The sequence below is a fragment of the Xanthomonas sp. BRIP62415 genome (assembly GCF_003993515.1).
Taxonomy (GTDB): domain Bacteria; phylum Pseudomonadota; class Gammaproteobacteria; order Xanthomonadales; family Xanthomonadaceae; genus Xanthomonas; species Xanthomonas euroxanthea.
In genome coordinates, this window is record NZ_QEZH01000021.1 from 1 (window position 1) to 25211 (window position 25211).

The window sequence follows — 25211 nt, forward strand, 5'->3', positions numbered from 1 at the left end:
CGACCATCCCGACAGGTCCTTGCCCGCCCACCGTCGCGGGACCTTACGCGGCATGGATGCCGCGTAAGAGCCTCCATGGACGGATTCACGGCGTGTCCCGCGATGGTGGGCGGGCAAGGGCCCTGCAACAAACGCGCAGCGTCGAAGGCGCGGTGCCCTCGACGCCTGCGGGCCGACCAGAGCACGTCATGCACTGCTTGCAACCACACACACCGACCATCTCGACTGGTCCTTGCCGGCCCATCGTCGCGGAACCTGACGCGGGATGGATGCCGCGTTAGAGCCTACACGGACGTACTTGCGGCGTGTCCCGCCATGGTGGCCGGGCAAGGGCCTGCAACCAAGCGCCGGATCGACCGCTCTACCGACTGTGGAGCTTCAATCTCAACGCGGGCCGAATACGCTCGCCCTGCGCGAGGTCGCCGTGATGCCATCGGCGCCCAGGATCAAGTTGCGGCCCCAACTGCTGAGGCGCGTGGCGTTCCAGCCGATTGCGATATCCAGCGATTGCGTGCTGCTGTCGTTGCCCGACCACGACCAGCCCAGGTAGCCAACGTTGTATTCGCGGGCGCGACGCATGATCGCCGCCTCGTCCACCTGCGCGCCGCGATGGTCTCCTCCGAACTCGCCGATCACCAGTGCCAGCTTTTTATCGCGGAAGGCGCGCAAATACTTGTTGACCGTTGCATCGCTGCCGAACACTTCGTACATGTGCACGCTGAAGATCAGGTTGCGGCGGCTGTCGCGCGCCAGCAAGGCGGCCGCGTTGTCGCGCATGTAGAACTTCCAGTCCTGGCCCCAGTTCGGTGCATCCACCATCAATGCGTGGGTCAGCCCGGTCTTGCGCAACGCGGCGATCGCCGTTGCATGGCCATTGACCCATTCGCTGGCGCTCAACTGGTTGCCGAACGGCTCGTTGCCGATGTTGATGATGACGTGGTCTTCGTTGCCGATCAGTGCCTTGCGGATGCTGGTCCAGTACGCAGTGGCATGGGACAGACCGGCGGCGGCGCCGTCTTCGCCATAGCCGGTGGTGTCGTGCACCTCCAGCACCGCGATCAAGCCCAGGCTTTTGCAACGCGCGATGATGCGCGCCACCTCGGCCTCCGGCGTACGGTTCCAGCGATAACCGGAACTGAGCACCACACGCACGCTGTTGGCGCCGGTGGCGGCAATGGCGGCCAGGGCCGCATCGGTTCGGCTTGCGTACCAGGCGTGCGGCAGATTGACGCCACGCAATACCACGGTATTGCCATTGGACTCACGCAGCTGGGTGCCGGACACCGACAGCCCTGCGTGCGCGGCAGACGACAATGCCAGGCCTGCAACGACCAGCAGCATGCGGCGGGCAAAACGGGGCAACGGTGATTTCACGATCGATTTCCAGGCAGCGGGGAGGATGACGGGCGATGGCCTAACTCACAGCGCCCGTGAACACTGTGTCAATTTGCGGTAGCTGTTGATGCAATGCCTGTCACACAACGAACAAGCACCAAATTAGGTGCGCTGAATCGTTACGGCTAGTGGGACGACAAGGCGGGCTTACCACCAGTGATCGGCCAGGCGTCGATAATGTTGAGCAACGCGCATCGGTGCCGACGGCGCTGCCGGACCGCTGCTTACATCGGGCATGACGCAGGAGCCGGCGCAATCGCCGGCCTGGCGCCCAGCCGTTGCCCAAACCGTTGCCTGATGCCGCCGCGGCGCGGCCATCGCCGCGGCGCTTCAACCGCGGCCACCGTGCGGGAAAGCCGCGTCAACTGAACAAAGTCCGGCGCTGTGGATCAAGGGATCACGCTTCAGGCCGATACGAGCACATGCATTCCGCGCTCGCTCCCGTCAGTTCCCCTCCTCCGCCCGAGGTCGATGAGTCGACCCGGTTGGCCGTCCTGCGTGGTCTGTGCCTGCTGGACTCGCCGCCCGATCCGGTGTTCGAGACCATCGCCGCGATGGCTGCCCGCAACCTGGGCGCGGAAATCGCACTGGTGTCGCTGGTGGACGAGCATCGCCAGTGGTTCAAGGCCCGCATCGGCCTGGAGCCGCAGGAAACACCGCGCGACCAGGCGTTCTGCGCGCATGCGATCCGCACCCACGAGGTGATGGTGGTGCCCGACGCGCAACTGGATCCGCGCTTTTGCGACAACCCGCTGGTGCTGGGCCCGCCGTTCATCCGCTTCTACGCCGGCGCACCGCTGACGCTGCGCGACGGCCACCGCATCGGCACCTTGTGCGTGATCGGAACCAGCCCGCGCCCGGGTCTGGACGCCGAGGCGATCACCCAACTGGAAGGCCTGCGCGACCTGGCGGTGCTGCGGGTGGAAAACCTGCGCAGCACCACCTATCGCGACGGCCCGACCGGGCTGCCCAATCGGTCGCGCTTTGCCGAAGACCTGGATGCCTGGCTGTCGCAACGCGACAGCGCCCCGGCCACCACCGCCGTGGCGGTCGACATCTGCGGCAGCGATTATTTCCGCGAAATGGTCAAGGCGCTGGGCTGGGACTATGCCGACGGCTATGTGGCGCTCGCGCAGCGTCGCCTGGCGGCCTATCTACCCGCCGGCACCGCGTTGTATCGGCTGGACCCGACCACCTTCGGCTTCCTGGCCCAGGTCGAGACGCACCGGTTGTCCACGCTGTGCACCAAGGTCTCCAAGGCCTTTGCCGAGCCGCTGGAACATCAGGGCATTCCGCATACCCCGGTGGCCTCGATCGGCGCGGTCTCGCTGCAGACCAGCTATGGCGCGGCCGACACCATCCGTTCGCTGACCACTTCGGTGGATATCTCGCGCGAGCGCGGTGCGCCCTGGAGCATGTACGAGCGCAAGCACGACGTGGCCCAGCGCAATACCTTCCGCCTGCTGGCGGCCCTGCCCGCCGCGCTGGACAGTTCCAGCCAGCTGCGTCTGCACTACCAGCCGCGCGTGGACCTGCACGATCACCGCTGCGTCGGGGTGGAAGCGCTGCTGCGCTGGCAGCATCCGATGATCGGCCCGGTGATGCCCGCCGACTTCGTGCCAATGGCCGAGAAGACTGCGTTGATCAACCGCATCACTGCCTGGGTGATCGACAACGGCATCGCCCAGGCAGCGCGCTGGCAGCAACAGGGCCTGGATTTCAATCTGGCCTTGAACGTGTCGGCCGCCGACCTGGACAGGCCCGGCTTCGTCGGCCTGCTGCGGCGTGGCCTGGAGCGCCACAAGCTGGATCCGCGCCGGCTGGAGATCGAATTCACCGAAAGCGCGATGATCCGCCACCCCGAGCATCTGGCCGAGCAACTGGCGGCGATCGCGGCGCTGGGCGTGCACATCGCCATCGACGACTTCGGCACCGGCTACAGCAATTTCAGCTATCTCAAGCAGCTGCCAGCCAGCTCGTTGAAGATCGATCAGTCCTTCATCCGCTCGTTGCCGGACAACCGCACCGACCGCACCCTGGTGCCGGCCATGATCCAGCTCGGCCACAGCCTGGGCCAGCGCGTGGTCGCCGAAGGCATTGAATCGGCGGAGGCCTACACGCAGTTGCGCGCCTGGGGCTGCGACGAAGGCCAGGGCTACTGGATCGCCAAACCGATGCCGGCGGCCGCACTGGAAACCTGGCTGCAGACGCCGTGGCACGAGCAGTTCGAAGCACCGGTCAACCTGCTCGCTGCGAGCCTGGCGGCGGCGCGGGTGTAAGCGGCAACCGCACAACGTCCAAACGCAATGCGGCGCGACACCTGCGTGTCGCGCCGCATATGCACGGCTGATCTCAGCGTGCGGTCCGATCGATTACCAGAACACCGCGTACAGCGCGACCAGGATCGCCACCACCCCGATCGCACCGATCTTGAAGCCCAGCGTGGTGCCGTAGGCCACATCGTCGGTGCGGATCAGATCACGTGCCTGGGTCGGGGCGGTCATCAACGACACCAGCACCGCCAGCACCAGCGCGGCTACGAACACCACGCCGATGCGGTCCATGAACGGCAGTTCCGGCCAGGCGAACTTGAGCGCGAACGACAGCACCACCGAGCCGATCGCCGCGGTCAGCGCACCGGCTTCGTTGGCGCGCTTCCAGAACAGGCCAAGCATGAAGATCACCACCACGCCCGGGGTGAAGAAGCCGGTGAATTCCTGGATGAACTGGAAACCCTGGTCGAAGTTGCCCAGCAACGGCCGCGCGGTCAGGATGCCGATGATCACCGCCACGATGGCCACGATGCGGCCCACGCGCACCAGCTGCTTCTGCTCGGTCTGCGGGCGGAACTTGGCGTAGAAATCCAGGGTGAAGATCGTCGCCACCGAGTTGATCTTGGAGGCCAGCGAGGCCACGATCGCCGCCACCAGCGCCGCGAACACCAGGCCCAGGATGCCGGTCGGCAACAGCTGCATCATGGTCGGATAGGCCTGGTCGGGCTTGGCCAGGTCCGGCGCCAGCACCACTGCGGCAATGCCCGGCACCACGATCACCAACGGCATCAGCAGCTTCAGGAACGCGGCGAACACCATGCCCTTCTGCGCCTCGCCGATGTTCTTGGCCGCCAGCGCGCGCTGGATGATGTACTGGTTGAACCCCCAGTAGCTGATGTTCATCACCCACAGGCCGCCCAGCAGCACGCTCAGGCCGGGCAGGTCCTTGTAGAACGGGTTGTCCTTGCTCAGGATCATGTGGAAGTGCTCCGGGTGCGCACTCCACAGATGCTTGAAGCCGGCCAGCACGCCGGCACCGTCGCCGATCCGTGCCAGGGTCAGCCCGGCCACCAGCAGGCCGCCCAGCACCAGCAGCGTGACCTGCACGATGTCGGTCAGCGCCACCGCCTTCAAGCCGCCATACAGCTGGTAGACCAGCGCGAACACGCCGATCAGTGCCAGCGCCAGGGTCTGGTCCATGCCGGTGACCTGGCTGACCGCGATCGAGCCCAGCCACAGGATCGAGGTGAGATTGACGAACACATACAGCAGCAGCCAGAACACCGCCATCAGCGTGCGGATCCACTTGCCGTAGCGCTGTTCCAGGAACTGCGGCATGGTGTAGATGCCGTTGCGCAGAAAGATCGGCAGGAAGAACTTGCCGACGATCAGCAGCGTCAGCGCCGCCATCCACTCGTAGGAGGCAATCGCCAGCCCGATCGCGTAGCCGGAACCGGCCATGCCGATGATCTGCTCGGCCGAGATGTTCGCGGCGATCAGCGAGGCGCCGATCGCCCACCACGGCAACGACTTGCTGGCCAGGAAGTAATCCTCGGCGCTCTTGCTGTGACCTGCCTTCTCGCGTGAGACCCACTGCGCGAGCACGAAGATGCCGGTCAGATAGACCAGCACAATCACGATATCCAACGTCGCCAAACCCACTGCACTCTCCTGTCTGGCTCTGGGCCGAGCGTCGTGGACCGGACAGGTCTGCAGACTGCCGCCGCCCGCACTGCGTGCGTGGCGGCAGCGCGGCGAACCGCAGCTGCAGGCCGTCCCGGCCGATCGACGCGCGCGTCCCGCGGCGGCTGATGACACCACCGCCGAGGGTGGCCGCTGTAGCACGTCGCCGGGACCGGCGACGCGTGTGTGTCCTGATTACCTGGACACACCCGCAGGCGCGCCTGCGGGTGTGCTGCTTACTTGACCGGGCAGTCGAGCGTGACTTCGGCTTCGTTGAGCGCGCCCAGCGCGATCTTCGACACCGACAGGTCCAGCGCCGCAGCGCTTTCGATGCTGGCGACCTGGGTCAGCCTGGTCACGTCCGCACCGGCCACCGCAAAGCACTTCAGCGGCACGCCCAGCACCTTCCATTGGCCCTGCGGCAGCGCGGCCAGGGTCTTCTGCGCATCGACACGGCCGCCGCAGTTGTCGCCACAGCCCACGCCCAGCCATACCGGCCCAGTCACCGCGCTGTCGCGGCGCACGGTCAGCTGCAGCTGCACATCACCGTTGCTCTCGCGCGAGACGTCGACCGGCTTGCCGGACACCAGCAACACGCTGGAGGCCTTGGCACCGGACCACACCAGGCGCCGCGCATCTTCCTGCGCCTTGTGATCGACGGCGGTCATCTTCAGGCTGCCATCGGACAGACCCACCGGCAGCGTGGTGGCCGGCATGTTGGCCTGGCCGGCGTTGGACAGCTGCATCGCAATGCCCAGCGCCGGCTTGCCGCGCACGAAGTACACCCCGCCCACCGACTGCTCGCCGGACACGCCCGATTCCTCCGGCAGCGCGGCCAGGTCGCCCTTGTCGGCATAGGTCAGGCCGAAGCCGAACTTGAACTGCGGGTCGTAATCCTTCTGGCCGACGTTGTTGGCGAACTGCACCGCGGTCCTGGGCCAGGAGAAGCTCAGCTTGCCCTTGAAGTCGTTCTGCACCGTGCCGTCGGCCTTGCGCAGCAGCACGTCGGCAATGCCCTCGCCTTCGGAACCCGGCAACCAGGCGGCGACGAACGCATCGGCCGCATTGATGTACTGGTTCATCCACAACGGGCGCCCGCTCAGGAACACCGCCACCACCGGAATGCCCTCGGCCTTGAGCTTCTTGATCAATGCCAGCTCGCTCTCGTCGCCCGGCTTGTACAGCAGGGTGGCGATGTCGCCCTGGAACTCGGCGTACGGGTTCTCACCGAACACCACCACCGCCACGTCGGGCTTGGTCTTGTACGCACCATCGACTGCAAGCTCGGCGGTGCCGCCGGCGGCCTTGATCTGCTTGTCCAGGCCTTCCCAGATGGTGTTGCCATTGGGGTAGTCGCTGCGCTTGGTGCCGGTGCCCTGCCAGTTCAGCGTCCAGCCGCCGGACTGCTTGCCCATGTCGTTGGCACCGTCGCCCAGCACCAGTACGCGCTTTTTTGGATCCAGCGGCAGGATGCCGGCCTGGTTCTTGAGCAGCACCAGCGACTCGCGCACCGCCTGGCGGGCGATCGCGCGGTGTTCCGGCGCGCCGAGCAGTTCGTACTTGCCACCGAGCGGGCGCTTGGATGGCTTTCCGGCTTCGAACAGGCCCAGGCGCAGCTTGACGCGCAGGATCCGGCGCACCGCATCGTCCAGGCGCTCGGCGGAGATCTGGCCCGACTTCACTGCCGCCAGTTCGGTCTCGTAGATGCCCTTCCAACTGTCGGAGGCCATCGCCATGTCGACGCCGGCAATGAACGAGGCCGGGCAGTTTTCGTTGGTGCAGCCCTTGACCTGGCCGTGGCCATTCCAGTCGCCGACCACGAAACCGCCGAAGTTCATGCGGCCCTTGAGCACGTCGGTCAGCATGACCTTGTTGCCGTGCATCTTCTCGCCATTGAAGCTGTTGAACGAGGCCATCACCGTCTGCGCACCGGCCGCGATCGCCGGCGGGTAACCGGCCGCGTGGATATCGCGCATGGTGGCTTCGGACACCTTGGTGTCGCCCTGGTCCTTGCCGTCGGTGGTGCCGCCGTCGCCGACGAAATGCTTCACCGAGGAAATCACGTGGCTGCCATCGAGGAACTGCGGGGTGCCCGGCACGCCCTGAACGCCTTCGACCATCTTGCCGGCGAAGCTGGCCACGACGTCAGGCGACTCGGAATAGCCTTCGTAGCTGCGGCCCCAGCGGTCGTCCTGCGGTACCGCCACGGTGGGCGCGAAGGTCCACTCCATGCCGGTGACGCGGGTTTCGGCGGCGGTGACTTCACCGATCTTCTTGATCAGCTCCGGGTTGCGCGTGGCGCCCAGGCCGATGTTGTGCGGGAACAGCGTGGCACCGACGATGTTGCTCTGGCCGTGCACCGCATCGATGCCGAAGATGATCGGGATCGCATTGCCGCCCTTGGAGGTGTCCATCGACGCTTCGTAGAAGGCGTCGGCCAGCTTCAGCCACTCGGCCGGCTTGGCGTCGTACTTGCCGCCCGGGTCGGAGTTGCCACCGGCCAGCACCGACCCGATGCGGTACTTGCGCACGTCGTCCGGGGTCATGCTGGCGATGTCGCCCTGGATGGTCTGGGCGACCTTCTCTTCGACACTCATCTTGGCCATCACATCGGTGATGCGCTGCTCCAGGGCCTGGTCCTGGGCGAACGGCCACTTCGGCGACGGCCACTGGTCGGGATGGATGGCGGTGGACGCCTCGGCGGGCGCGGCGGCCGGTGCGGTCTTGCTTGCCTCGGCGGCGGTGTCCTTGCCTTGGCAGGCGGCCAGCATCAGCACCGCGGCGGCGGTAGCCAGAGAGAGGGCACGACGCGCGACAGGCGCGGCGGTACGACGAAGCAGCTTGTCCAAGATCCAGGTCTCCAGGTGGTTCTCCCCACGGCGATGCGTGACGCCGCAGGCCATTAGGCGGCGTACGCTTGCGTGATTCCCCTACCCTGTCAACACCGCGCGCTCGTATGCCAAACGACGGGCAACTTATTGGCCCGGGCTATAGGCTTGGAATACCGGCAGCACCCGTCAAACCACGGGAAACCGCCAAATCCGGCGTGGCGCCTGGGCTTGCGTGGCGGCGCACTTTGCTGCAATGCACCACCGTACCGGCTCCGCACTGCGCAGCCCAACTCGCCGGTGCAGGTATTGCCGGGTTCGCTTGCGGCGCCCTGGTCGAATGCCCGCCAACAGGTGAGCTCGCCGTCAAACAACTGTCATACCCCGGGCCTAGCGTGACCGGCTTGCCGATGCGCCACCGGCCATCGTTGATCGTCGTCTTTGCCTGGAGTTTCGATGTCCGCCTCCCCCGATCCCGCCCGCCGCCGCCTGATGCACCTGCTGGCGTCCGTCCCGCTGTTGCCGCTGGGCAGCGCCAGCGCCGCCGCCCTGCAACACCTCGGCGGTGCGGCATTGGCCGCACGCCCGCTGCGGCCGTCGGACACCCCGACCCAGCTGGTGTCGGCCACCTTCCATGGCATGCCGGCGCCCAGCCTGGCCAACCCCGCGGCGATGGCCACCACCACGGTGGGCTCGTCGCTGACGGTGGCGCGCAGCGACGGCAGCACCCAGCGGTATGCGCTTGCGTACCACCCGTTCTTCGTCACCGGCGACCAAGTGCCCGACGGCAAGGGCGGCACCGTGCTGGCCGGCGGCTACTACGACATCCAGCACCGCCCGATCATCGACCGCTCCAAACCCGGTGCCGAACAGCCGTTCTTTTCCGACTGCCCGGACGGCTCCTCGCTGCTGACCCTGCCCGATGCCAAGGTGCCCGGGGTCAAGGGCAATCACGTCTTCGCGGTGGTGCAGTTCGAATACACCACCCGCGACCAGGCCGGCAACGACACCAACCGGCACCTGCCCGCGCCGATCGCCGTGCTGACGCTGGATCAGGACCCGGCCACCGGCAAGCTGTCGCTGGTGAAGTACCACAACGTCGACACGGCACCGGTGCACGGGCTGTGGACCACCTGCGGGGCCAGCCTGTCGCCGTGGAATACCCACCTGTCCAGCGAAGAATACGAACCCGACGCCACCGCGCTGGCCGGCAATACCCAGTTTCGCAGCTACAGCACGCATCTGTACGGCGACCCGGAAAAGGCCAACCCCTATCACTACGGCCATCTGCCCGAAATCACCGTCCACCCGGACGGCACCGGGAGCGTGCGCAAGCATTACTGCCTGGGCCGCATCTCGCACGAGCTGGTGCAGGTGATGCCCGACCAGCGCACCGTGCTGATGGGCGACGACGCCACCAATGGCGGGCTGTTCATGTTCATCGCCGACCGCAAGGCGGACCTGTCGGCCGGCACCCTGTACGTGGGCAAGTGGCAGCAGACCTCGGGCGTGGGCCCGGGCGCGGCCACGTTGCGCTGGATCAAGCTCGGCCATGCCACCAGTGCCGAGATCCAGGCCATGGCCGACCGCCTCACCGCCGCCGACATCCTCGACGTGCATCTGAGCGACCCGGGCGATGCCGCGTTCACCAAGATTCCGTTCAACGGCACCTTCAACTGGATCCGCATCAAGCCCGGCATGGAGAAGGCGGCCACGTATCTGGAAACCCACCGCTACGCCGCCCTGGCCGGCGGCAGCCTGGGCTTCACCAAGCTCGAAGGCACCACCGTCAATGCCCGCGACAAGATCGCCTACATGGCGATGTCCTACATCGTCACCAGCATGCGCGACGGCTCGGGCGACGTGAAGGTGGAGGGCCCGGACGCGGGCGCGGTGTACGCCTTGAATCTGCGCGGCGGCCAGCGCGACCACCACGGCGCGCCGATCCACAGCGACTGGGTGCCGATCGACATGGCCGCACCGGCCGCGCTCACCGGCCACGACCTGGCCAAGGCCGACGCGCTGGGCAACCTGGCCGATCCGGAGCGCCTGGCCAACCCGGACAACCTCAAGTTCTCCGAAGCGCTGCGCACCTTGTTCATCGGCGAAGACAGCAGCCTGCACGTCAACAATTTTCTGTGGGCCTACAACGTGGACAGCGGCAGCCTCACGCGCCTGCTGTCGGTGCCCGCCGGCGCCGAATCCACCGGCCTGCATGCGGTCGACCAGATCCACGGCTGGACCTACGTGATGAGCAATTTCCAGCACCCCGGTGATTGGGAAAGCCCGCTGCACGACACCGTCAAGGCCACACTGGATCCGCTGGTGCGCGCCAACTACAAGAACCGCTTCGGCGCGGCGGTGGGCTACCTCACCGGCGACCCGGTGGCAGTAAAGCTGGGCCAGGCCTAGGCGCCGCCGTTCCAGTTGCAGCGTTGCGTGGCGCTGCAGCTGACACATACAGCATGGCGCTCTCGTTGCTGTCGCAATGCCAGTAGGAGCGCACCTGGGCGCGAGGAGCTTTGCCGGTATGCCTGTCGCGCCCGGGTGCGCTCCTACGGGTGAGGTCGCTGGATGTCGGGCCGCGCCGCAGCGCTGCGTGACGTTACAGCTGACACGTACAGCGCGGCGTTCTCGCTGCTGTCGCAATGCCGGTAGGAGCGCACCTGGGCGCGAGGAGCTTTGCCGATCTAACCTGTCGCGCCCGGGTGCGCTCCTACCGGTGAGGCCGACGCGTGCAGCGTGGCGTCTCGCTGCTGTCGCAATGCCGGTAGGAGCGCACCTGGGCGCGAGGAGCTTTGCCGATCTAACCTGTCGTGCCCGGGTGCGCTCCTACCGGTGAGGTCGATGGATGTCGGGCCGCGTCGGCGAGAAGCAGATCAGACCGCAAGTGCATGAGCGCGCGGCTCAAGGCTGCCGCAACTCCAGCGCCGCCATCACGATGGGCTTGGCCCAGCCGGGCACCTGCGCCAGTTCGTCCGGCGTGGTCGGGTACTGCAGGCCGTTGCGGTCCAGTTCCAGCACCAGCAGCGGCGCGACCTGCCCGGTCGCATCGGCGGGCACGCTGTTGTCGTAGACATGCAGCACCGCCAGATGCGGCAGCAGCGCGATCAGGTTGGCACGCGAGGCATCGTAGCGCTCGCGGATCTTGTGCTCGGGGATGGCATGCCCGCCGGCGGCCACGCGCGCGGCCACCCGTTCGATATGCAGCTCGACGCTGGACAGGCCGCAGAACCAGATCGCCACGGTGTGCTGCGCGCAGGCCTGCCGCAGCAGGCGCGGGATGGTCGTCGCCCCCAGGGTGGTTTCCAATGCATAGTCGTTGCCAGCATCCATGGCCTTGCGCAGCCGTCGCACGCCCTCCTGCCAGGCTTGCGCATTGGCCTGTTCCGGTGGCCACCCCTGCTCCACCAGCTCCCGGGTGAACGCGTCCGGGTTGAACCAGGTGCCGCCGTCTTCCCGCAACACGCTGCCCAGCAGCGAACTCTTGCCGGCGCCGTTGACGCCGGCCAGCACCAGGATGTTTCCCACGATCTAGAGCGACGGGCCCAGGGTGACCTTGCTGCCTCGGCGTGCCGGCTTGCCGATCACCTGGGCCAGGCCTGGGCCATCGGTCACTGCCGCCAGATGCGCGTCGAACCTGGCCTGCAACGCCTGCAGCGATTGCGCCCGCGTCGAGGCGGCCGCCGCTGCGCTCGCCTGCCTTACCAGACGGTGGTACTCCTCCGCATCCACCACGACCGCCTCGGGATGATTATGGTTGGTGATGACCACCGCGCCATGCGAGCGCACCTTGCGCATCAGGCTGGGCCAGCCCTTCACCTTGATGTCGGCGGCAGGGGATGTTTCGAGCTCGGGCAGATCCTGGAGGCGAGACATGGGACGGTCCTGCACGTGGTGGTGACTCACAGCCTACGCTCAACTTCCCATTTTGGGAAATTTGGCTATTTTGACCCAATCCCACGCCTGCTAGTCCGCCTAACAACGAAACGGGGCCGTAGGCCCCGTCGTCTTGCCACCGATGCACCAGGCTCAGCCGCGCAGCTTGGCCAGCAGTTCGCGCGTCACCGGGTCCGCCACGTCGGCCGACTCACCCTTCAGTGCCGGCAGCAACTGGCTGGCCAGCTGCTTGCCCAGCTCCACACCAAACTGGTCGAAGGCATTGATGCCCCACATCACCGACTGCACGTAGACGCTGTGCTCGTACATCGAGATCAGCGCGCCCAGCGCTTGCGGGGTCAGCGCGTCGAGCAGGATCACCGTGCTCGGGCGGCCGCCCGGATAACTGCGGTGCGGATCGCTGCTGTCCTGGCCGTTGGCCAGCGCCTCGGTCTGCGCCAATACGTTGGCCATCAGCGCGACATGGTTTTCCGCGTACGGATCGTCGTTGTGCACGGTGCCGATGAAATCGGCCGGCACCACGCTGGTGCCCTGGTGCAACGCCTGGAAGAAGCTGTGCTGCACATCGGTACCGGCACCGCCCCACCACACCGATACGGTGTCGCTGTCCACGGCAGAACCGTCCAGCTTGACCCGCTTGCCCAGGCTTTCCATCACCAGCTGCTGCAGGTAGGCCGGCAGCAGGGCCAGACGCTGGTCGTAAGTCATCACCGCATGCGTGGCGCTGCCGAGCAGGTTGCGGTTCCACACCGCCGTCAGGCCATGCAGCACGGCGACGTTTTCTTCCAGCGGCGTGTCGAGCGCATGCGCGTCGAACTGCGCCGCGCCTTCCAGCAATTGTTCGAAACGTTCGAAGCCGATCGCCAGGGCGATCGGGAAACCCACCGCCGACCACAGCGAATAACGGCCACCGACCCAGTCCCACATCGGCAGTACGCGGCTCGGCGCGATGTCGAAGGCCTTGGCGGCGCGCTCGGGATTGGCACTCACCGCGTACAGCCGCTCGCTGCCACCCAGCCAGGCGTGCAGGATGCTGCCGTTGAGCAGGGTTTCCTGGGTGCCGAAGGTCTTGGAAATCAGGATGCCGGCAGTGCGCGCCGGGTCCAGCGTGGCCAGCGTGCGCTGCATTGCCGCGCCGTCGACGTTGGAGACGAAATGCACGCGGAACCGCGCACCGGACGGCGCGCGCAAGGCGTCGGCCACCAGCCGCGGCCCCAGGTCCGAGCCGCCGATGCCGACGCTGACGATATCGGTGACGTCGGTGGCTTCCAGTTGCTGGATCAGCGCGCCCATGCGCTGGCGCACTTCCGCAGCGGTTGCATACGCTTCGGAGGCCACCGGCGCATCGGTCAGGTCGCCGCGCAACGCGGTATGCAGTGCAGCGCGCTGCTCGGTGACATTGACCTGCTCGCCGCGGAACAGGCGCTGGAACGCGCCGGCCAGATCACGCTCGCGCGCGATGGCGAACAAGGCATCGAGCGCGGCGCGGTCGTACTTCTGCCGCGCGAAATTGAAATACAACGGACCGACCTGCCTGGCGTACTGCGTCGGCCGTTGTGGCTCGGCGGCAAGCAATGCGGGGATGGCAGCGCCGCGCAGGCGCTGGGCGTGGGCGTGAAGCGCGTCGAATCCGTTGGTGTGTGTCATGCGGCCTGCGTGGGGATGCTGTGGTTGGTGTGGGTGATCGTGTTGCTGCCGTCCACATATACCAGATTGGGCTTGAAGGTCTCGGCTTCGGCTTCGCTCATGCTGGCGAAGGCGGCCACGATGATCAGATCGCCTACCTGCACGTGACGCGCGGCGCCGCCGTTGAGCGAGATGATGCCGCTGCCTTCCTCGGCACGAATGGCATAGGTGCTGAAACGCGCACCGTTGGTGACGTCCCAGATATGCACCTGTTCGAACTCACGGATGCCGGTGGCTTCCAGCAGCAGGCCGTCGATGGCGATCGAGCCCTCGTAATTGAGCTCGGAATGGGTGACGGTGGCGCGGTGGATCTTGGCTTTCAGCAGGGACAGGTGCATGACGGGCAACGGCAAAGGAAAGCCGGCATTTTAGCGGAAAGCGCCGATGTCCACCGGCCTGCCCTACAACCGGTGGTGAGTGCTTCAGGCCGGCGCTGGACAAACGTGCCCGTGCGCCGGTTCGCCGGCGTCGCCGGTCATGGCCCGACCCGGTGCTTGCAGCGGCATGGGGACCGCTCAGAATTCCAGGTTGTCGATCAGCCGCGTGGCGCCCAGGCGGGCGGCGATCAAGGCCACGCGCGCGCCGGCATGGCTGTCGCCCGGCTCGCTCAGATCGGGCAGCCGCACCACCGCGTAATCGACGCGGAAACCGGCCTGTTCCAGCGCCTGGGTGGCGGCCTGTTCGACCTGCGCACGCGGGGTGCCGGCGGCGTAGCTGTCGCGCATCTGCAGCAGCACCTTGCGGATCTGCGTCGAACGCGGGCGCTCGTCGGCCGTCAGATACTGGTTGCGCGAACTCATCGCCAGGCCATCGGCCTCGCGCACGATGCTGCCGCCCAGGATCTCGATCGGAAACGCCAGGTCGGCCACCATCTGGCGGATCACCGCCAGCTGCTGATAGTCCTTCTTGCCGAAGGCGGCCACGTCCGGCTGCACCTGGTTGAACAGCCGCGCCACCACCGTGCACACGCCGTCGAAATGCCCGGGACGGCACACCCCTTCGAGCACGTCGCTGACGCCCGGCGCGTGGATCGGCGTGGCCAGTGCGGTGCCGAGCGGATACATGGTGTCCACGTCAGGCAACCACAGTGCATCGCAGCCGGCGTCTTCCAGGCCGCGCAGGTCGGCCTCCGGCGTGCGCGGGTAACGCGCGAAATCTTCGTTGGGGCCGAACTGGGTCGGGTTGACGAACACGCTCGACACCACGCGGTCGGCGTACTGGCGCGCCAGCATCACCAGCGAATAGTGGCCGGCGTGCAGGTTGCCCATGGTCGGCACCAGCGCCACGCGCAAGCCCTCACGCTTCCAGCCGGTGACCAGCGTGCGCAGGGTGGAAAGATCGGTCAGGGTCTGGATCATGCGGCGTACGCGTGCGCTGCATCGGGGAAGCTGCCGTCGCGCACGGCCTGCGCGTAAGCGCGCACCGCGCCCGCCACCGAGCCGCCTTCGGCGAGGAAATCCTTGACGAACTTGGGACGGCGGTGGCCGCTGTCCAGGCCCAGCATGTCGTGCATCACCAGCACCTGGCCATCGCAGCCGGGGCCGGCGCCGATGCCGATGGTGGGCACCTGCAGCGCGGCGCTGATCTGTGCGGCGATCGGCGTGGGTACGCATTCCAGCACGACCAGGCTGGCGCCGGCATCGACCACGGCCTGCGCATCGCGGCGCAACTGCTCGCCGGCTTCGCCACGCCCCTGCACCGTGTAACCGCCAAAACGCAGCACCGATTGCGGGGTCAGCCCCAGGTGCGAGCAGACCGGGATCTCGCGCTCGACCAGATAGCGGATCACCTCGAGCTTGTGCCCGGCGCCCTCGATCTTGACCATCTCCGCGCCGGCCTGCAGCAGCCGGGTGGCAGCGTCCAGCGCGCGCTCCGGCGTGGCATCGGCCTGGAACGACAGATCGGCCACCAGCAGTGCCTGCTCCAGCACCCGCGCCACTGCGGCGGTGTGGTAGACCATGTCGGCGGTGGTCACCGGCAAGGTGGAATCGTGCCCCTGCACCACCATGCCCAGCGAATCGCCGACCAGGATCAGGTCGACGCCGTTGGCATCGAAGGTCCGCGCGAAACCTGCGTCGTAGGCGGTCAACATGACCAGTTTTCGACCCTCGCGCTTGGCCTGCGCCAAGGCGGGCACGGTCCAGGGCTTGCTGTCGGTATGGCTGCTCATGAAGTCATTACGTGGGGTGATAAGCCGGCCATTATCTACCCAATCGGCTCCAGCCCACAGGCATCGATGGCCTGCAGGGCGTGTCGCACTGTTCCATGGCCCGGAATGATCGCGTCCGGGGCAAGCTCGGACAGCGGCAACAGCGCAAAGGCGCGCGCCTGCAGATGCGGGTGCGGTACCTGCAAACGCGGCAGGTCGATCACCTGGTCGGCGTACAGCAGCAGATCCAGGTCCAGCGTGCGCGGGCCCCAGCGCTCGCCGGCCTCGCGCTGCCGACCGAAGGCCTGCTCGATGCCGAGCAGGGCCTCCAGCAGCGGCAGTGGCGCCAGCGCAGTGCGCAGCTGCGCCACGGCATTGATGAAATCGGGCTGGTCTTCGCGGCCCCAGGCCGGCGTGCGGTACAGGCGCGAGGCGGCAATCAGCGTGGACTGCGGCAGCTCGCCCAGCGCGGCGATGGCCGCGCGCACGCTGGCCTCGGCCGGGCCCAGGTTGGCGCCCAGGCCGACAAAGGCGGTCTGCACGCCCTACTCGCCTGCGGGCGCGCCGGTGCGACGGCGGCGACGGCGCCGCTTGCGCGGTGCATCCTCCTCGCCGGCGTGATCGGCCTGCGCGGTTTCGATCGCATCGACCAGTTCCTGGCCGGAGGACTTCTGTGCCTCGCGCCAGAACTCCACATCGGCGGCATGGTCGGCCGAGGCGAACTGGCGCAACACCAGGAAATCGAACGCGGCGCGGAAACGCGGATGCGACAAGGTGCGGAACACGCGCTTGCGCTGGCGCGAGGAGAACCGCGTCTGCAGCAGCCAGATTTCCTGCATCGGCAGCGAGAAACGCCGCGGCAGCGCCACGCGTTCGAGCTGATGCAGGGTGACCCGGTCGGCGGCGCGACGCTGCGCATCTTCCGGCTGCACGCCTTGCGCCTGCAGGCCCATCAAGGTGCGGCAGAACGCCGGCCAGAGCAGCAGGGCGAACAGGAACGCCGGCGACACCGGTTCGTCGTTGGCCACGCGCGCATCGGTGTTGCGCAGGCCTTCCAGCACCATGGCGCGCAGTGCGCCACTGCGGTTGGATTTCAGGGCCGCCGCACTTTCCGGGAACAGCGCACCAAGCAGGCCGTAACGCTCCAGGCCTTCGAAACTGGCCACGCCGTGCCCGGACAGGAACAGCTTGAGAATCTCTTCGAACAAGCGCGCTGGCGCCGCTTCGGACAACAGACCGGCCAGGCGCGGGATGGGTTCTGCGGTGCCGGCTTCGATGTCGAAGTTCAACTTGGCCGCCAGACGCACCGCGCGCAGCATGCGCACCGGATCTTCCTGGTAGCGCAGCTCCGGGTCGCCGATCAGCTTCATCAGGCGCGCCTGCACGTCTTCGAAGCCGCCGCAGTAATCGCGCACCGAGAAATCCTCGATCGCGTAGTACAGGGCGTTGCAGGTGAAGTCGCGACGGATCGCATCGTCTTCGATGGTGCCGTAGACGTTGTCGCGCACCAGGCGGCCGTTATCCAGTTCGCGGTCGCCGCTGCCATCGTCGATGTTGGCGCGGAACGTGGCCACTTCGATGATCTCGCGACCGAACACCACATGCGCCAGGCGAAAGCGGCGGCCGATCAGGCGACAGTTGCGGAACAGCGCTTTGACTTCTTCCGGCGTGGCACTGGTGGCCACGTCGAAATCCTTGGGGTGGCCGCCGACCAGCAAGTCGCGGACCGCGCCGCCGACCAGGTAGGCACCAAAGCCCGATTCGCGCAGGCGGTACAGCACGCGCAACGCGTTGGGGCTGATGTCCTTGCGCGAGATGGTGTGCTGATCGCGTGGGATGACGCGCAGCGTGAACGGAGATGTAACTGAGGATTCGATGATGGCGCTTCCGTCTTGTGTTGCAGGATTGCCCAACGGGTTTGAGCGCACTATACTAGCGCGCTGCACAAGACGCACCAAACGCTCCCTTCGTCTAATGGTTAGGACGTGGCCCTCTCAAGGCTAAAACAGGGGTTCGAGTCCCCTAGGGAGCACCACCGTCGTCTGGCTGCAGAACACGCCAAGGCCCCGCATTGCGGGGCTTTTGCGTTGTTGGGCATCGGTGACTGCCGCTGGTCGGGCGACGCGCGATGATCCCGTTCCCCGCCCCGGCGAACATGTCGCCCATGGCGACTGCGTCGATCCGATGTACCGGTGCGCCGACTGGCTGAGGCCGGTTGCGGGCCAAACACCCGTGCACCAAGCCGCGCAGTCGGCCGCCCGCTCCACCCCTGCGGCTGCATGTGCTGCCACGCGAGGGCGGCGCATCGGCCTGGCCGATGCCGATCACCCCGCGACAAACATCACGTACGGTCCGATCAGGACATGGACCTGCGCGACAATGCGTCCGCATCGGCGCCACGTGCGATCGCCCTCGTACTTGCGCGCAGCGATTGCAGATCGAGGTGGATGTTTGCAGTGCATGGCAACGCCTCACTCGGCCAATGGATGAAAAATGCCGGCATCGCTGTCGGTTTCGGCGACGGCGTCGTGGGCATGCAGACTTTCCAGGTGGCGCACCGCCACATGGAAAACGGCATGGTGCTCGGCCAGCACCTTGCGCAACCGCCGCGCGGCATCTTCGACATACATCAGGTTGGCGCCATTCAAGCGGGCGAACGCCTGCTCGTCGATACGCCGTACCGCTGCCTGTACCGGCGTCGCCAGCGCCTGCTCGCACAGGCCGACCAGCGCGCGGATACCGAAACGCGGCAAGCTCGCGCCCAGCTCCACGCGTATTTGCGCCACGCTGCGCTGGCTGTGCGGCGTGGCGTACGAACCGTGCTGTTGCAGCCACTGCGCCACCTCTTCGACCGGCAACGCATCGCGCCCTGCGTGTTGCTGCAAGAACGCACCGCTCAGCAACTGGCGCGACAAGGCCGCCGAACAGGGACAGGTGGAGGCGTACAGCACCTCGACCTGCAACTGGATCCGGGTGCGGCCTTCGCTTGACTGGGCATCGATGCGCACCGGATAGGCGCGCCAGCCGCTCAGTCCTTCGCTGCGCAGCGCCGGCACCCGCAACATCAGCTCAAAGCTCAGCGTCAGCCGCGCCGCCCGGCTGCCGCAATCGGCATGACTGTCGATCAGCGCCTGCAGCAGCTGCGACACCATCGCCGGCAACACCGGCTGCTCCAGATGCCGATCCAGCAAGCGATACAAGCGCGACATATGGATGCCCTTGAGTTCCGGGCGCGGCAGATCCACCTGCACGCCGGCACGCGCGGCCACGCTGCCGCCGGGTTCGGCATCGTCCAGGCGCACCGGCACGGCGATGTCCTGCATGCCGACCCAGCGCAGCGGCGCACTCGCTGTGGACGGTTCGGTAACGGCAACATCGGGAAGCGTGGTGGACATCGAAAGCTCGTTGAAGGAGATGGGGGAATCGCGCCTCAGGCGCGACCGGAGAACATCTGGAAGTAATCGTCGATACCTGCATGCAGCGTTTGCGCCAGTTCGTCCTGATGCGTATCGCCACACAGCCGCCGGCAATCGTCGCGATTGCTCATGAAGCCGGTTTCCACCAGCAACGACGGAATATCCGGCGACTTCAACACGGCAAAGCCGGCCTGCCCGACCTCGTCCTGATGCAGCCGCGTCACCTGCTGCAGCCGCCCGAGCATCACCTTGCCGAACGCCACGCTGCTGGCGATGGTGCCGCTCAGCGACAGGTCGGCCAGCACCTGCGACAGCACCGGGTTGCTGGGCACCCGCAGACGGCGCGCACTGTCGCCCATGTCGTCGGCGGCGTTTTCGCTGTCGGCGATCCAGCGCGCCAATGCCGAGCTGGCGCCGTTCTGCGACAAGGCAAACACCGAGGCGCCGCGCGCCTGGCTGCTGGGCGCAGCATCGGCATGGATGGACACGAACAGATCGGCATTGCGGCGATGGGCGATCAACACCCGCTCGTGCAACGCCACGAAGCGATCATCGCTGCGGATCATGGTCGGCCGGTAACGCGGATCGGCCGCCAGGCGCTGGTGCAGCCGCCCCGCGACCGCCATGGCCACATGCTTCTCGTAGCGCGCATCGGCACTGACCGCGCCAGGATCCTTGCCGCCATGACCGGCGTCGATGGCGACCACGTAGGGATGCAGGCGGGAGCGCGTGGGCGCAGCCGCCGCAACAGCCGGCTCGGTCGGATCGGCTGCGGACAACGACGCAGTACCGGACACAGCAGCAAGATCGAGCACCAGCGCACCATCCTCCCAGCGCGCCGTGGCTGTCAGCGGCTGCACCAGATCGAGCACCACGCGCAGCCCATCGCCATGCGGGCCGCTACGGATGGCAACGACTGCGAGACCGTCAGGCAATGGATCGACCTGCGGTGGCTGTGTCGAAACGCCCGGCAAGTCGATGACCAAGCGCGCTGGATTGGACAGGCTGAAGCTGCGGTAGGCGACCTGCGTACTCAATGCAAGTCGAAGCTGCAGTTCCCTACCCTGGCGCTGCAGGTTGCAGCTGCGCAGCTCCGGGAGCGACTGCGCATGGGCAAGGCCCGGCGACAGCACCAAGGCTGCGCCGACGGTGCGCAACACCTGCCGCCGCCTCATCGGGCCGGTTCCGGAGGATCGACGCGGCCACCGAGCCGATTCGAGTATGGAAGGTTTGGCATGGTGACCAGGCAAACAACACTCTGAGGTAAGGAGCGCGACACGATGTAACCGGACGAACGACGGAACGAAGTGTTATAAAGTAACATTTATCGCGCAAAAGCAAGCCTGTTGTGTCCCGCCTACACCCTCACGTTCACTCTTGCCGAAGAGCCACAATGTCCCCCGTCATCCCCGACAGCTATACCGCCTGGCGCCACTGCATCGAGGTCGACTGCGGCCAGCCACTGACCGCCTCCTTCATCGCCCGACGTCTCGCGAGCCTGCACGACCTCGGCGACCACCACACTCAGCAATTTTTGCGTCGTTGGGGCGAACGTCATTACCGGCGGGTGACTGGATGGTTTGCGCGTGCTGATGGCGAACTCGAGCCGAGCCGCTAAATAGCGCGCGCGCTCCAGCACCGCACATCACGCCTGACCGGATAGGTCCAGGTAACGGCGGATGCGGTTGACTGTCCTCGCTGATCGGCGGACGGTATGCCACAGCGATTTTCTGCGACAAACAATCAACAAAATCTGCCATTCAACACGTAACGTATAAGCGCCTGAATCGCAGGCGGAGTTGCCCCATGCAGGGGGAAGGCAAAATCATGAAGAACGCAAAAACCTGGCCTATGGCTTTTTGTTTAATCGTCGGACTCTTCGCATCGAGCGCAGCGATGGCTGATTGCTGCCCCAGTGGCGGCATCGGCGCGCCCGCCGTCGGGCTTGGCGATAGCAATCCCAAGGCAGCCAACCTCGCTATGGACTCCTCGCTTGCCATCTACGAGTTCCATCGTGATGGCGTGACATATTTGCAAATCAACGATGTCACCGGCGTGGTCCACGCTGTCGTCGCCCGGGTGGATGACGCTCTATGGACCCTACCAATGGGCAAGGATGTGGATCGCGTTGTATTGCCCAAGAAAAATAAAATCTCCTCAGCTCCAAGCCTGAGCGAGCTGACTGCAAACGATGCAGCCCAGCTTAGTCAAGCCCAACTTGTCTATAAGACAAGAAACTTCACAGTGCTCACACGGCGCGGAGCAACTGGGGATCAGTGGATCGTGTCTCCCTGACCAGTACGGGATTGGCTTCAGCGACCAGGAATGTCAGAACCAATGCATGGCGGCGATGAAACATGCCGCCATGCGCTTTCAATCTTGCTTTCAGTTCTGCTTCTACGTCATTCGAGTCGCGCCGCACCGTGTCAACCGATGCGGAATCAGCAATAACACGTACTGCAACACCACGGGTCTCCCTCGCTATCCATGCACGCACCTGGATGAAATGCCTGCCAGCCGGAGGCAGAATCTCGACGCAATTGAGCACACTGCGATAGGCGCTCAACTGTAGCTCCAAAGACAGGCTCCTGCAGTCGCCACGAAACACATACTGGAACTTAGAAGCACAGAAGCGCTCAAGCGCCGGCGAACATAGCGCTTGATACAACCCATGCGTCTCTATTTCCAACGGATACAATGCAGCCACATATTGCTGCAACAGCTGCGATTCGATAACACCCACTCGTGTCATCTCCATCGCAACCGAGTGCTGCCCTTTTGCTCTCAAATCGGCCACCACATCTTTGCGCATCCGATTGATCTGCACATTGATGTCGGAGTATTCAAGCACGCGATTGCGCAACAAGCGCTCGGCGCTGGCGTAGCTTGCGCGACCCAAAGTGTAAATATCATCCTTCGACTGATTCGATATACCGTCGCGGACAGGCTCACGTAGACGGGCGTTAAAGACAAACAGAATCGTCGTCACAAACGCATAAAGCAGTTGGATATTGAAAACAGCCTGATCAAAGAACCCGAGCTGATACACCTTAGGCATTGAGAACTCAAGCGCAAAACTTGCCAACAGCGCCCCTAAGGCATTCCCTCTCCACCCATGCCTGAAAGTCAGCACCACCATCGGCACGAGCATCGCGACCATCAAAACGTTTCGAATCGATGGATCATTCAAGACACTAAGAGTGAAGAAGAAGCTGAGGACAACAACCACAGCGACGCCAACATCCCGCGGAAAACTGGAACGCACAGGACTCTGATTCCAATTGGCCCACAACATTACCGGCAACAACAGGGTGAGCACGCCGAGATAGCTGCCCGCTCCATATCGCAACAGCAAGTCGATAACAGGGTAGATCGGCGGCCCACCGAGCAGCCCATTCAATAACAGGCTGCATAACGCATTCCAAAGCGCTAGCGCGAGAGCAGCGGGGACAAGCCACTGCTCCCGCTTGACGATGTAAGGAGCGCGGTAACGCAGCAGTCCAATCGCACAGGCGATCAAGGGCGCGTGCAATAGGGGGCTCAAATACGACCAGAGCGGGCTGAACCCCTGAAGCTCGCCCAAAGGAATCCGCAGGAACAACATCGCTGCAGCGTCCCCTGCCAACAGAAACGGCCACTCCCGATAGGGTCGATAGAGCAAGGTAACGACCCGCAAACCAACTGGCAGGTACCACTGATCAAGGGAAAAACGCCAAAGCAACAGAAACACCAAGCAGTAGCACACGCTGATCAGCATGCCCCTGACAAGCTCTTTAGCTACTGCCATACCACCACTCCTTGGTTCCACGATTCGCCCTAGTCTGGAGGGAAACTGCCTGGTGGAGTATAGCGGTGGCGCACAATTTGCAAAAAGAGCCGGTGCCCTTCAAGGCGGTTATCGCCGTTGAAGACGCGCATTGCACTTTGCTGGTGCGTTGGGCCACGCGGGAATCGGGTCGCCTGACACAGCAGAGGCCAGAGCTGCGAGCAGTCGCGAGGAGGCGCATGCACCGCATCCAGCCCAACGATGACAGCCGGCGCGATTGAGGCGCCTGCAGCGATGCAGGCATGCGAGACATCGGCAAGATGCCAGGCGAGACCGTCAACGAACAAGGCCGCGCAGTGCGCGGCCTTGTTCGTCTTCCATGCCGATATCAGCATAACGGAGCAGATCAGCCCTCCATCTGCTCCAGCTCCTTGCCCTTGGTCTCGTAGACGTACCTGAGCACGAAGAACACCGAGATGAACGCGGCGACGGTGTAGATGCCGTAGGCGCCGGCCAGGCCGATGCTGCCCAGCAGGATCGGGAAGCTGACGGTGATGGCGAAGTTGGAGGTCCACTGCGCGGCGCCGGCAATGGCCAGGCCCGAGCCGCGGATCTGGTTGGGGAACATCTCGCCCAGCATCACCCACATCACCGGGCCCCACGAGGCATTGAAGAACACCACGTAGACGTTGGCGGCCACCAGCGCGAGCATGCCCATGGCATCGGACATGGCGAGCTTGCCGTTGGGATCCAGCGAGGCGGTGGCAAAGGCATAAGTCACCAGGGCCAGCGAGACCGCCATGCCGGCCGAGCCGACCCATAGCAGCGGCTTGCGGCCGATCTTGTCGACCAGCATCACCGTGACCAGGCAGGCGCCGATGCTCAGTCCGCCGGAGAGCACGTTGATCAGCAGCGCGTCCTGTTCGGAGAAACCCACCGCCTGCCACAGCACGGCGCCGTAATAGAAAACCACGTTGATGCCGACCAGTTGCTGGAACACCGCCAGGCCCACGCCGATCCAGACGATCGGGCGGATCTTGCCGGTGGCCTTGTTGATGAGGTCGGAGAACTTGGGTTTGTGCTGGTCGGCCGACATCGAGGCCGAGATCTCGGCCAGCTTGGTCTGCGCGGCGGCGTTGCCGTACAGGCGCTTCAAGACCACCAGCGCCTGCTCGCGGCGGCCCTTGACCACCAGGTAGCGCGGGCTCTCCGGGATGACCAGCAGCAGCAACAGGAACAGCAGCGAGGGAACCGCCTGCATCCAGAACATCCAGCGCCAGGCGGCCTGCCCGGCCCATAGCGGCTCGGTGGAGGCACCGGCGGCGTTGGCCAGCAGGTAGTTGCTCAGGAACGCGCAGAACAGCCCGCTGATAATGGCGATCTGCTGCATCGTGGCCAGCCGGCCGCGATAGCGCGCGGAGGCGACCTCGGCGATGTAGGCCGGCGAGATGACGCTGGCCGCGCCCACCGCGAAGCCGCCCATCACGCGGGCGAAGATGAAGAAGCCGGAACTGTGCGAGGCACCGGCGCCAATGGCCGAGAGCAGGAACAGTGCCGCAGAAATGATCAGGACCGCGCGGCGGCCCCAGCGGTCGGCCAGACGGCCGGCGAAGAAGGCGCCAATGGCGCAGCCCAGCAGCATCGAGGCGACTTCGAACCCGGTCTCGGCGGCACTGGAATTGAAGGTCTGCTTCAGGCCGTCGACAGTGCCGTTGATCACGCCGCTATCGAAACCGAACAAAAAACCGCCGATCGTGGCTACGCAACTGATCAGGACGATGAAACGGGTGTTCTCGCCGGCATCGGGGGCGCCGTCTATGGAGACACTGGACATGGGTTCACCTGGAAGCATGCAAAGGAACGGCCACGGGGGCGGCCGACATCGGCCGGCGACGCGCAGTGCGCCGCCGGCCACGGGACATCAACGCGTCAGATACTGGTTGATCAGGTTCTCGTAGGCTTCCTGGCGGCCGCTGAGTTGCTTGGGTTCGTTGCCGGCCGCGTACTGGGCCAGATCCACCAGCGTGCTGCTGCCGTTGGCAAACTCCGCACCCGCGCCGCTGTCGAAGCTGGCGTAACGCTCGGCGCGCCACTGCTCCAGCGGCGAGGACGGCC

General features: G+C 65.6%; 19 protein-coding genes, 1 tRNA gene and 1 pseudogene. 5 read left to right on the plus strand and 16 right to left on the minus strand.

The genetic code is table 11. The annotated features are described in order from the left end of the window. Positions 1-384: 384 nt before the first annotated feature. Positions 385-1341 carry a glycoside hydrolase family 5 protein gene (locus EO141_RS07555; RefSeq protein ID WP_104648599.1) on the minus strand — a complete coding sequence of 319 codons (957 nt, stop codon included), beginning with the start codon at positions 1339-1341 and terminating at the stop codon, positions 385-387. 476 nt (positions 1342-1817) lie between these two features. Between EO141_RS07555 and EO141_RS07560 the strand changes: the two genes are divergently transcribed. Continuing rightward, positions 1818-3674, plus strand: a complete 1857-nt coding sequence (locus EO141_RS07560) for an EAL domain-containing protein (protein WP_119128421.1) — start codon at positions 1818-1820, stop codon at positions 3672-3674. A 93-nt stretch (positions 3675-3767) separates the two neighbouring features. On the opposite strand, the gene EO141_RS07565 is transcribed toward EO141_RS07560, so the two are convergent. Together EO141_RS07565 and EO141_RS07575 are read right to left on the minus strand one after the other, a co-directional pair. Next, complete coding sequence (locus EO141_RS07565) at positions 3768-5330, minus strand: sodium/sugar symporter (RefSeq protein WP_127168877.1); 1563 nt, start codon at positions 5328-5330, stop codon at positions 3768-3770. 257 nt (positions 5331-5587) lie between these two features. Beyond that, the gene (locus EO141_RS07575; RefSeq protein ID WP_127168878.1) at positions 5588-8200 is read right to left on the minus strand and encodes an exo 1,3/1,4-beta-D-glucan glucohydrolase; all 2613 of its coding nucleotides are present in this window, start codon (positions 8198-8200) and stop codon (positions 5588-5590) included. Positions 8201-8635: 435 nt separating this feature from the next. Between EO141_RS07575 and EO141_RS07580 the strand changes: the two genes are divergently transcribed. Next, positions 8636-10591 carry an alkaline phosphatase PhoX gene (locus tag EO141_RS07580; RefSeq protein WP_127168879.1) on the plus strand — a complete coding sequence of 652 codons (1956 nt, stop codon included), beginning with the start codon at positions 8636-8638 and terminating at the stop codon, positions 10589-10591. A 495-nt stretch (positions 10592-11086) separates the two neighbouring features. On the opposite strand, the gene EO141_RS07590 is transcribed toward EO141_RS07580, so the two are convergent. The 8 genes from EO141_RS07590 to pcnB all read right to left on the minus strand — a co-directional run bounded on the left by EO141_RS07590 (position 11087) and on the right by pcnB (position 17827). Then, positions 11087-11710, minus strand: coding sequence for an AAA family ATPase (locus tag EO141_RS07590; RefSeq protein ID WP_127168880.1), 624 nt, complete (start codon positions 11708-11710; stop codon positions 11087-11089). A 3-nt stretch (positions 11711-11713) separates the two neighbouring features. Continuing rightward, the gene (locus tag EO141_RS07595) at positions 11714-12058 is read right to left on the minus strand and encodes a type II toxin-antitoxin system prevent-host-death family antitoxin (RefSeq protein WP_104648595.1); all 345 of its coding nucleotides are present in this window, start codon (positions 12056-12058) and stop codon (positions 11714-11716) included. A gap of 153 nt (positions 12059-12211) precedes the next feature. Then, entirely contained in the window at positions 12212-13726 is a 1515-nt protein-coding gene (pgi, locus tag EO141_RS07600; protein ID WP_127168881.1) for a glucose-6-phosphate isomerase, read from the minus strand. Next, on the minus strand, positions 13723-14103 hold the full coding sequence (gene panD / locus EO141_RS07605; RefSeq protein WP_104582937.1) for an aspartate 1-decarboxylase: 381 nt from the start codon (positions 14101-14103) through the stop codon (positions 13723-13725). The genes pgi and panD overlap by 4 nt, the downstream gene beginning before the upstream one ends. Positions 14104-14280: 177 nt before the next feature. Then, on the minus strand, positions 14281-15123 hold the full coding sequence (gene panC / locus EO141_RS07610; RefSeq protein ID WP_127168882.1) for a pantoate--beta-alanine ligase: 843 nt from the start codon (positions 15121-15123) through the stop codon (positions 14281-14283). Further along, the gene (panB, locus tag EO141_RS07615) at positions 15120-15935 is read right to left on the minus strand and encodes a 3-methyl-2-oxobutanoate hydroxymethyltransferase (protein ID WP_127168883.1); all 816 of its coding nucleotides are present in this window, start codon (positions 15933-15935) and stop codon (positions 15120-15122) included. The genes panC and panB overlap by 4 nt, the downstream gene beginning before the upstream one ends. Positions 15936-15970: 35 nt before the next feature. After that, positions 15971-16456: a 2-amino-4-hydroxy-6-hydroxymethyldihydropteridine diphosphokinase gene (folK, locus tag EO141_RS07620; RefSeq protein ID WP_127168884.1), complete on the minus strand. Its 486-nt coding sequence runs from the start codon at positions 16454-16456 to the stop codon at positions 15971-15973. A gap of 3 nt (positions 16457-16459) precedes the next feature. Further along, positions 16460-17827, minus strand: coding sequence for a polynucleotide adenylyltransferase PcnB (gene pcnB, locus EO141_RS07625; protein ID WP_104582933.1), 1368 nt, complete (start codon positions 17825-17827; stop codon positions 16460-16462). A 47-nt stretch (positions 17828-17874) separates the two neighbouring features. Between pcnB and EO141_RS07630 the strand changes: the two genes are divergently transcribed. Continuing rightward, positions 17875-17949, plus strand: a tRNA-Glu gene (locus tag EO141_RS07630). Positions 17950-18385: 436 nt separating this feature from the next. On the opposite strand, the gene folE2 is transcribed toward EO141_RS07630, so the two are convergent. After that, a complete protein-coding gene (gene folE2 / locus EO141_RS07635; RefSeq protein ID WP_104582932.1) occupies positions 18386-19309 on the minus strand; it encodes a GTP cyclohydrolase FolE2 in 924 nt (307 codons plus the stop codon). Positions 19310-19344: 35 nt separating this feature from the next. Next, positions 19345-20505 carry an N-acetylmuramoyl-L-alanine amidase gene (locus EO141_RS07640; RefSeq protein ID WP_127168885.1) on the minus strand — a complete coding sequence of 387 codons (1161 nt, stop codon included), beginning with the start codon at positions 20503-20505 and terminating at the stop codon, positions 19345-19347. A gap of 218 nt (positions 20506-20723) precedes the next feature. On the opposite strand from EO141_RS07640, the gene EO141_RS07645 reads away from it, so the two are divergent. Further along, the gene (locus EO141_RS07645) at positions 20724-20948 is read left to right on the plus strand and encodes a hypothetical protein (protein WP_126971734.1); all 225 of its coding nucleotides are present in this window, start codon (positions 20724-20726) and stop codon (positions 20946-20948) included. A 188-nt stretch (positions 20949-21136) separates the two neighbouring features. Continuing rightward, positions 21137-21625 (plus strand): hypothetical protein, encoded by a 489-nt coding sequence (locus EO141_RS07650; RefSeq protein ID WP_164739110.1) that lies wholly within the window; start codon positions 21137-21139, stop codon positions 21623-21625. Here the strand turns inward: EO141_RS07650 and EO141_RS07655 are convergent. From EO141_RS07655 to EO141_RS07665, 3 genes and pseudogenes are all read right to left on the minus strand, one after another. Further along, on the minus strand, positions 21579-23117 hold the full coding sequence (locus EO141_RS07655) for an MASE1 domain-containing protein (RefSeq protein ID WP_126971729.1): 1539 nt from the start codon (positions 23115-23117) through the stop codon (positions 21579-21581). The genes EO141_RS07650 and EO141_RS07655 overlap by 47 nt on opposite strands. 385 nt (positions 23118-23502) lie before the next feature. Next, a complete protein-coding gene (locus EO141_RS07660) occupies positions 23503-24930 on the minus strand; it encodes a sugar porter family MFS transporter (protein ID WP_164739111.1) in 1428 nt (475 codons plus the stop codon). A gap of 87 nt (positions 24931-25017) precedes the next feature. Beyond that, a pseudogene (locus tag EO141_RS07665) lies at positions 25018-25211 on the minus strand (xylose isomerase); the annotation flags it as partial.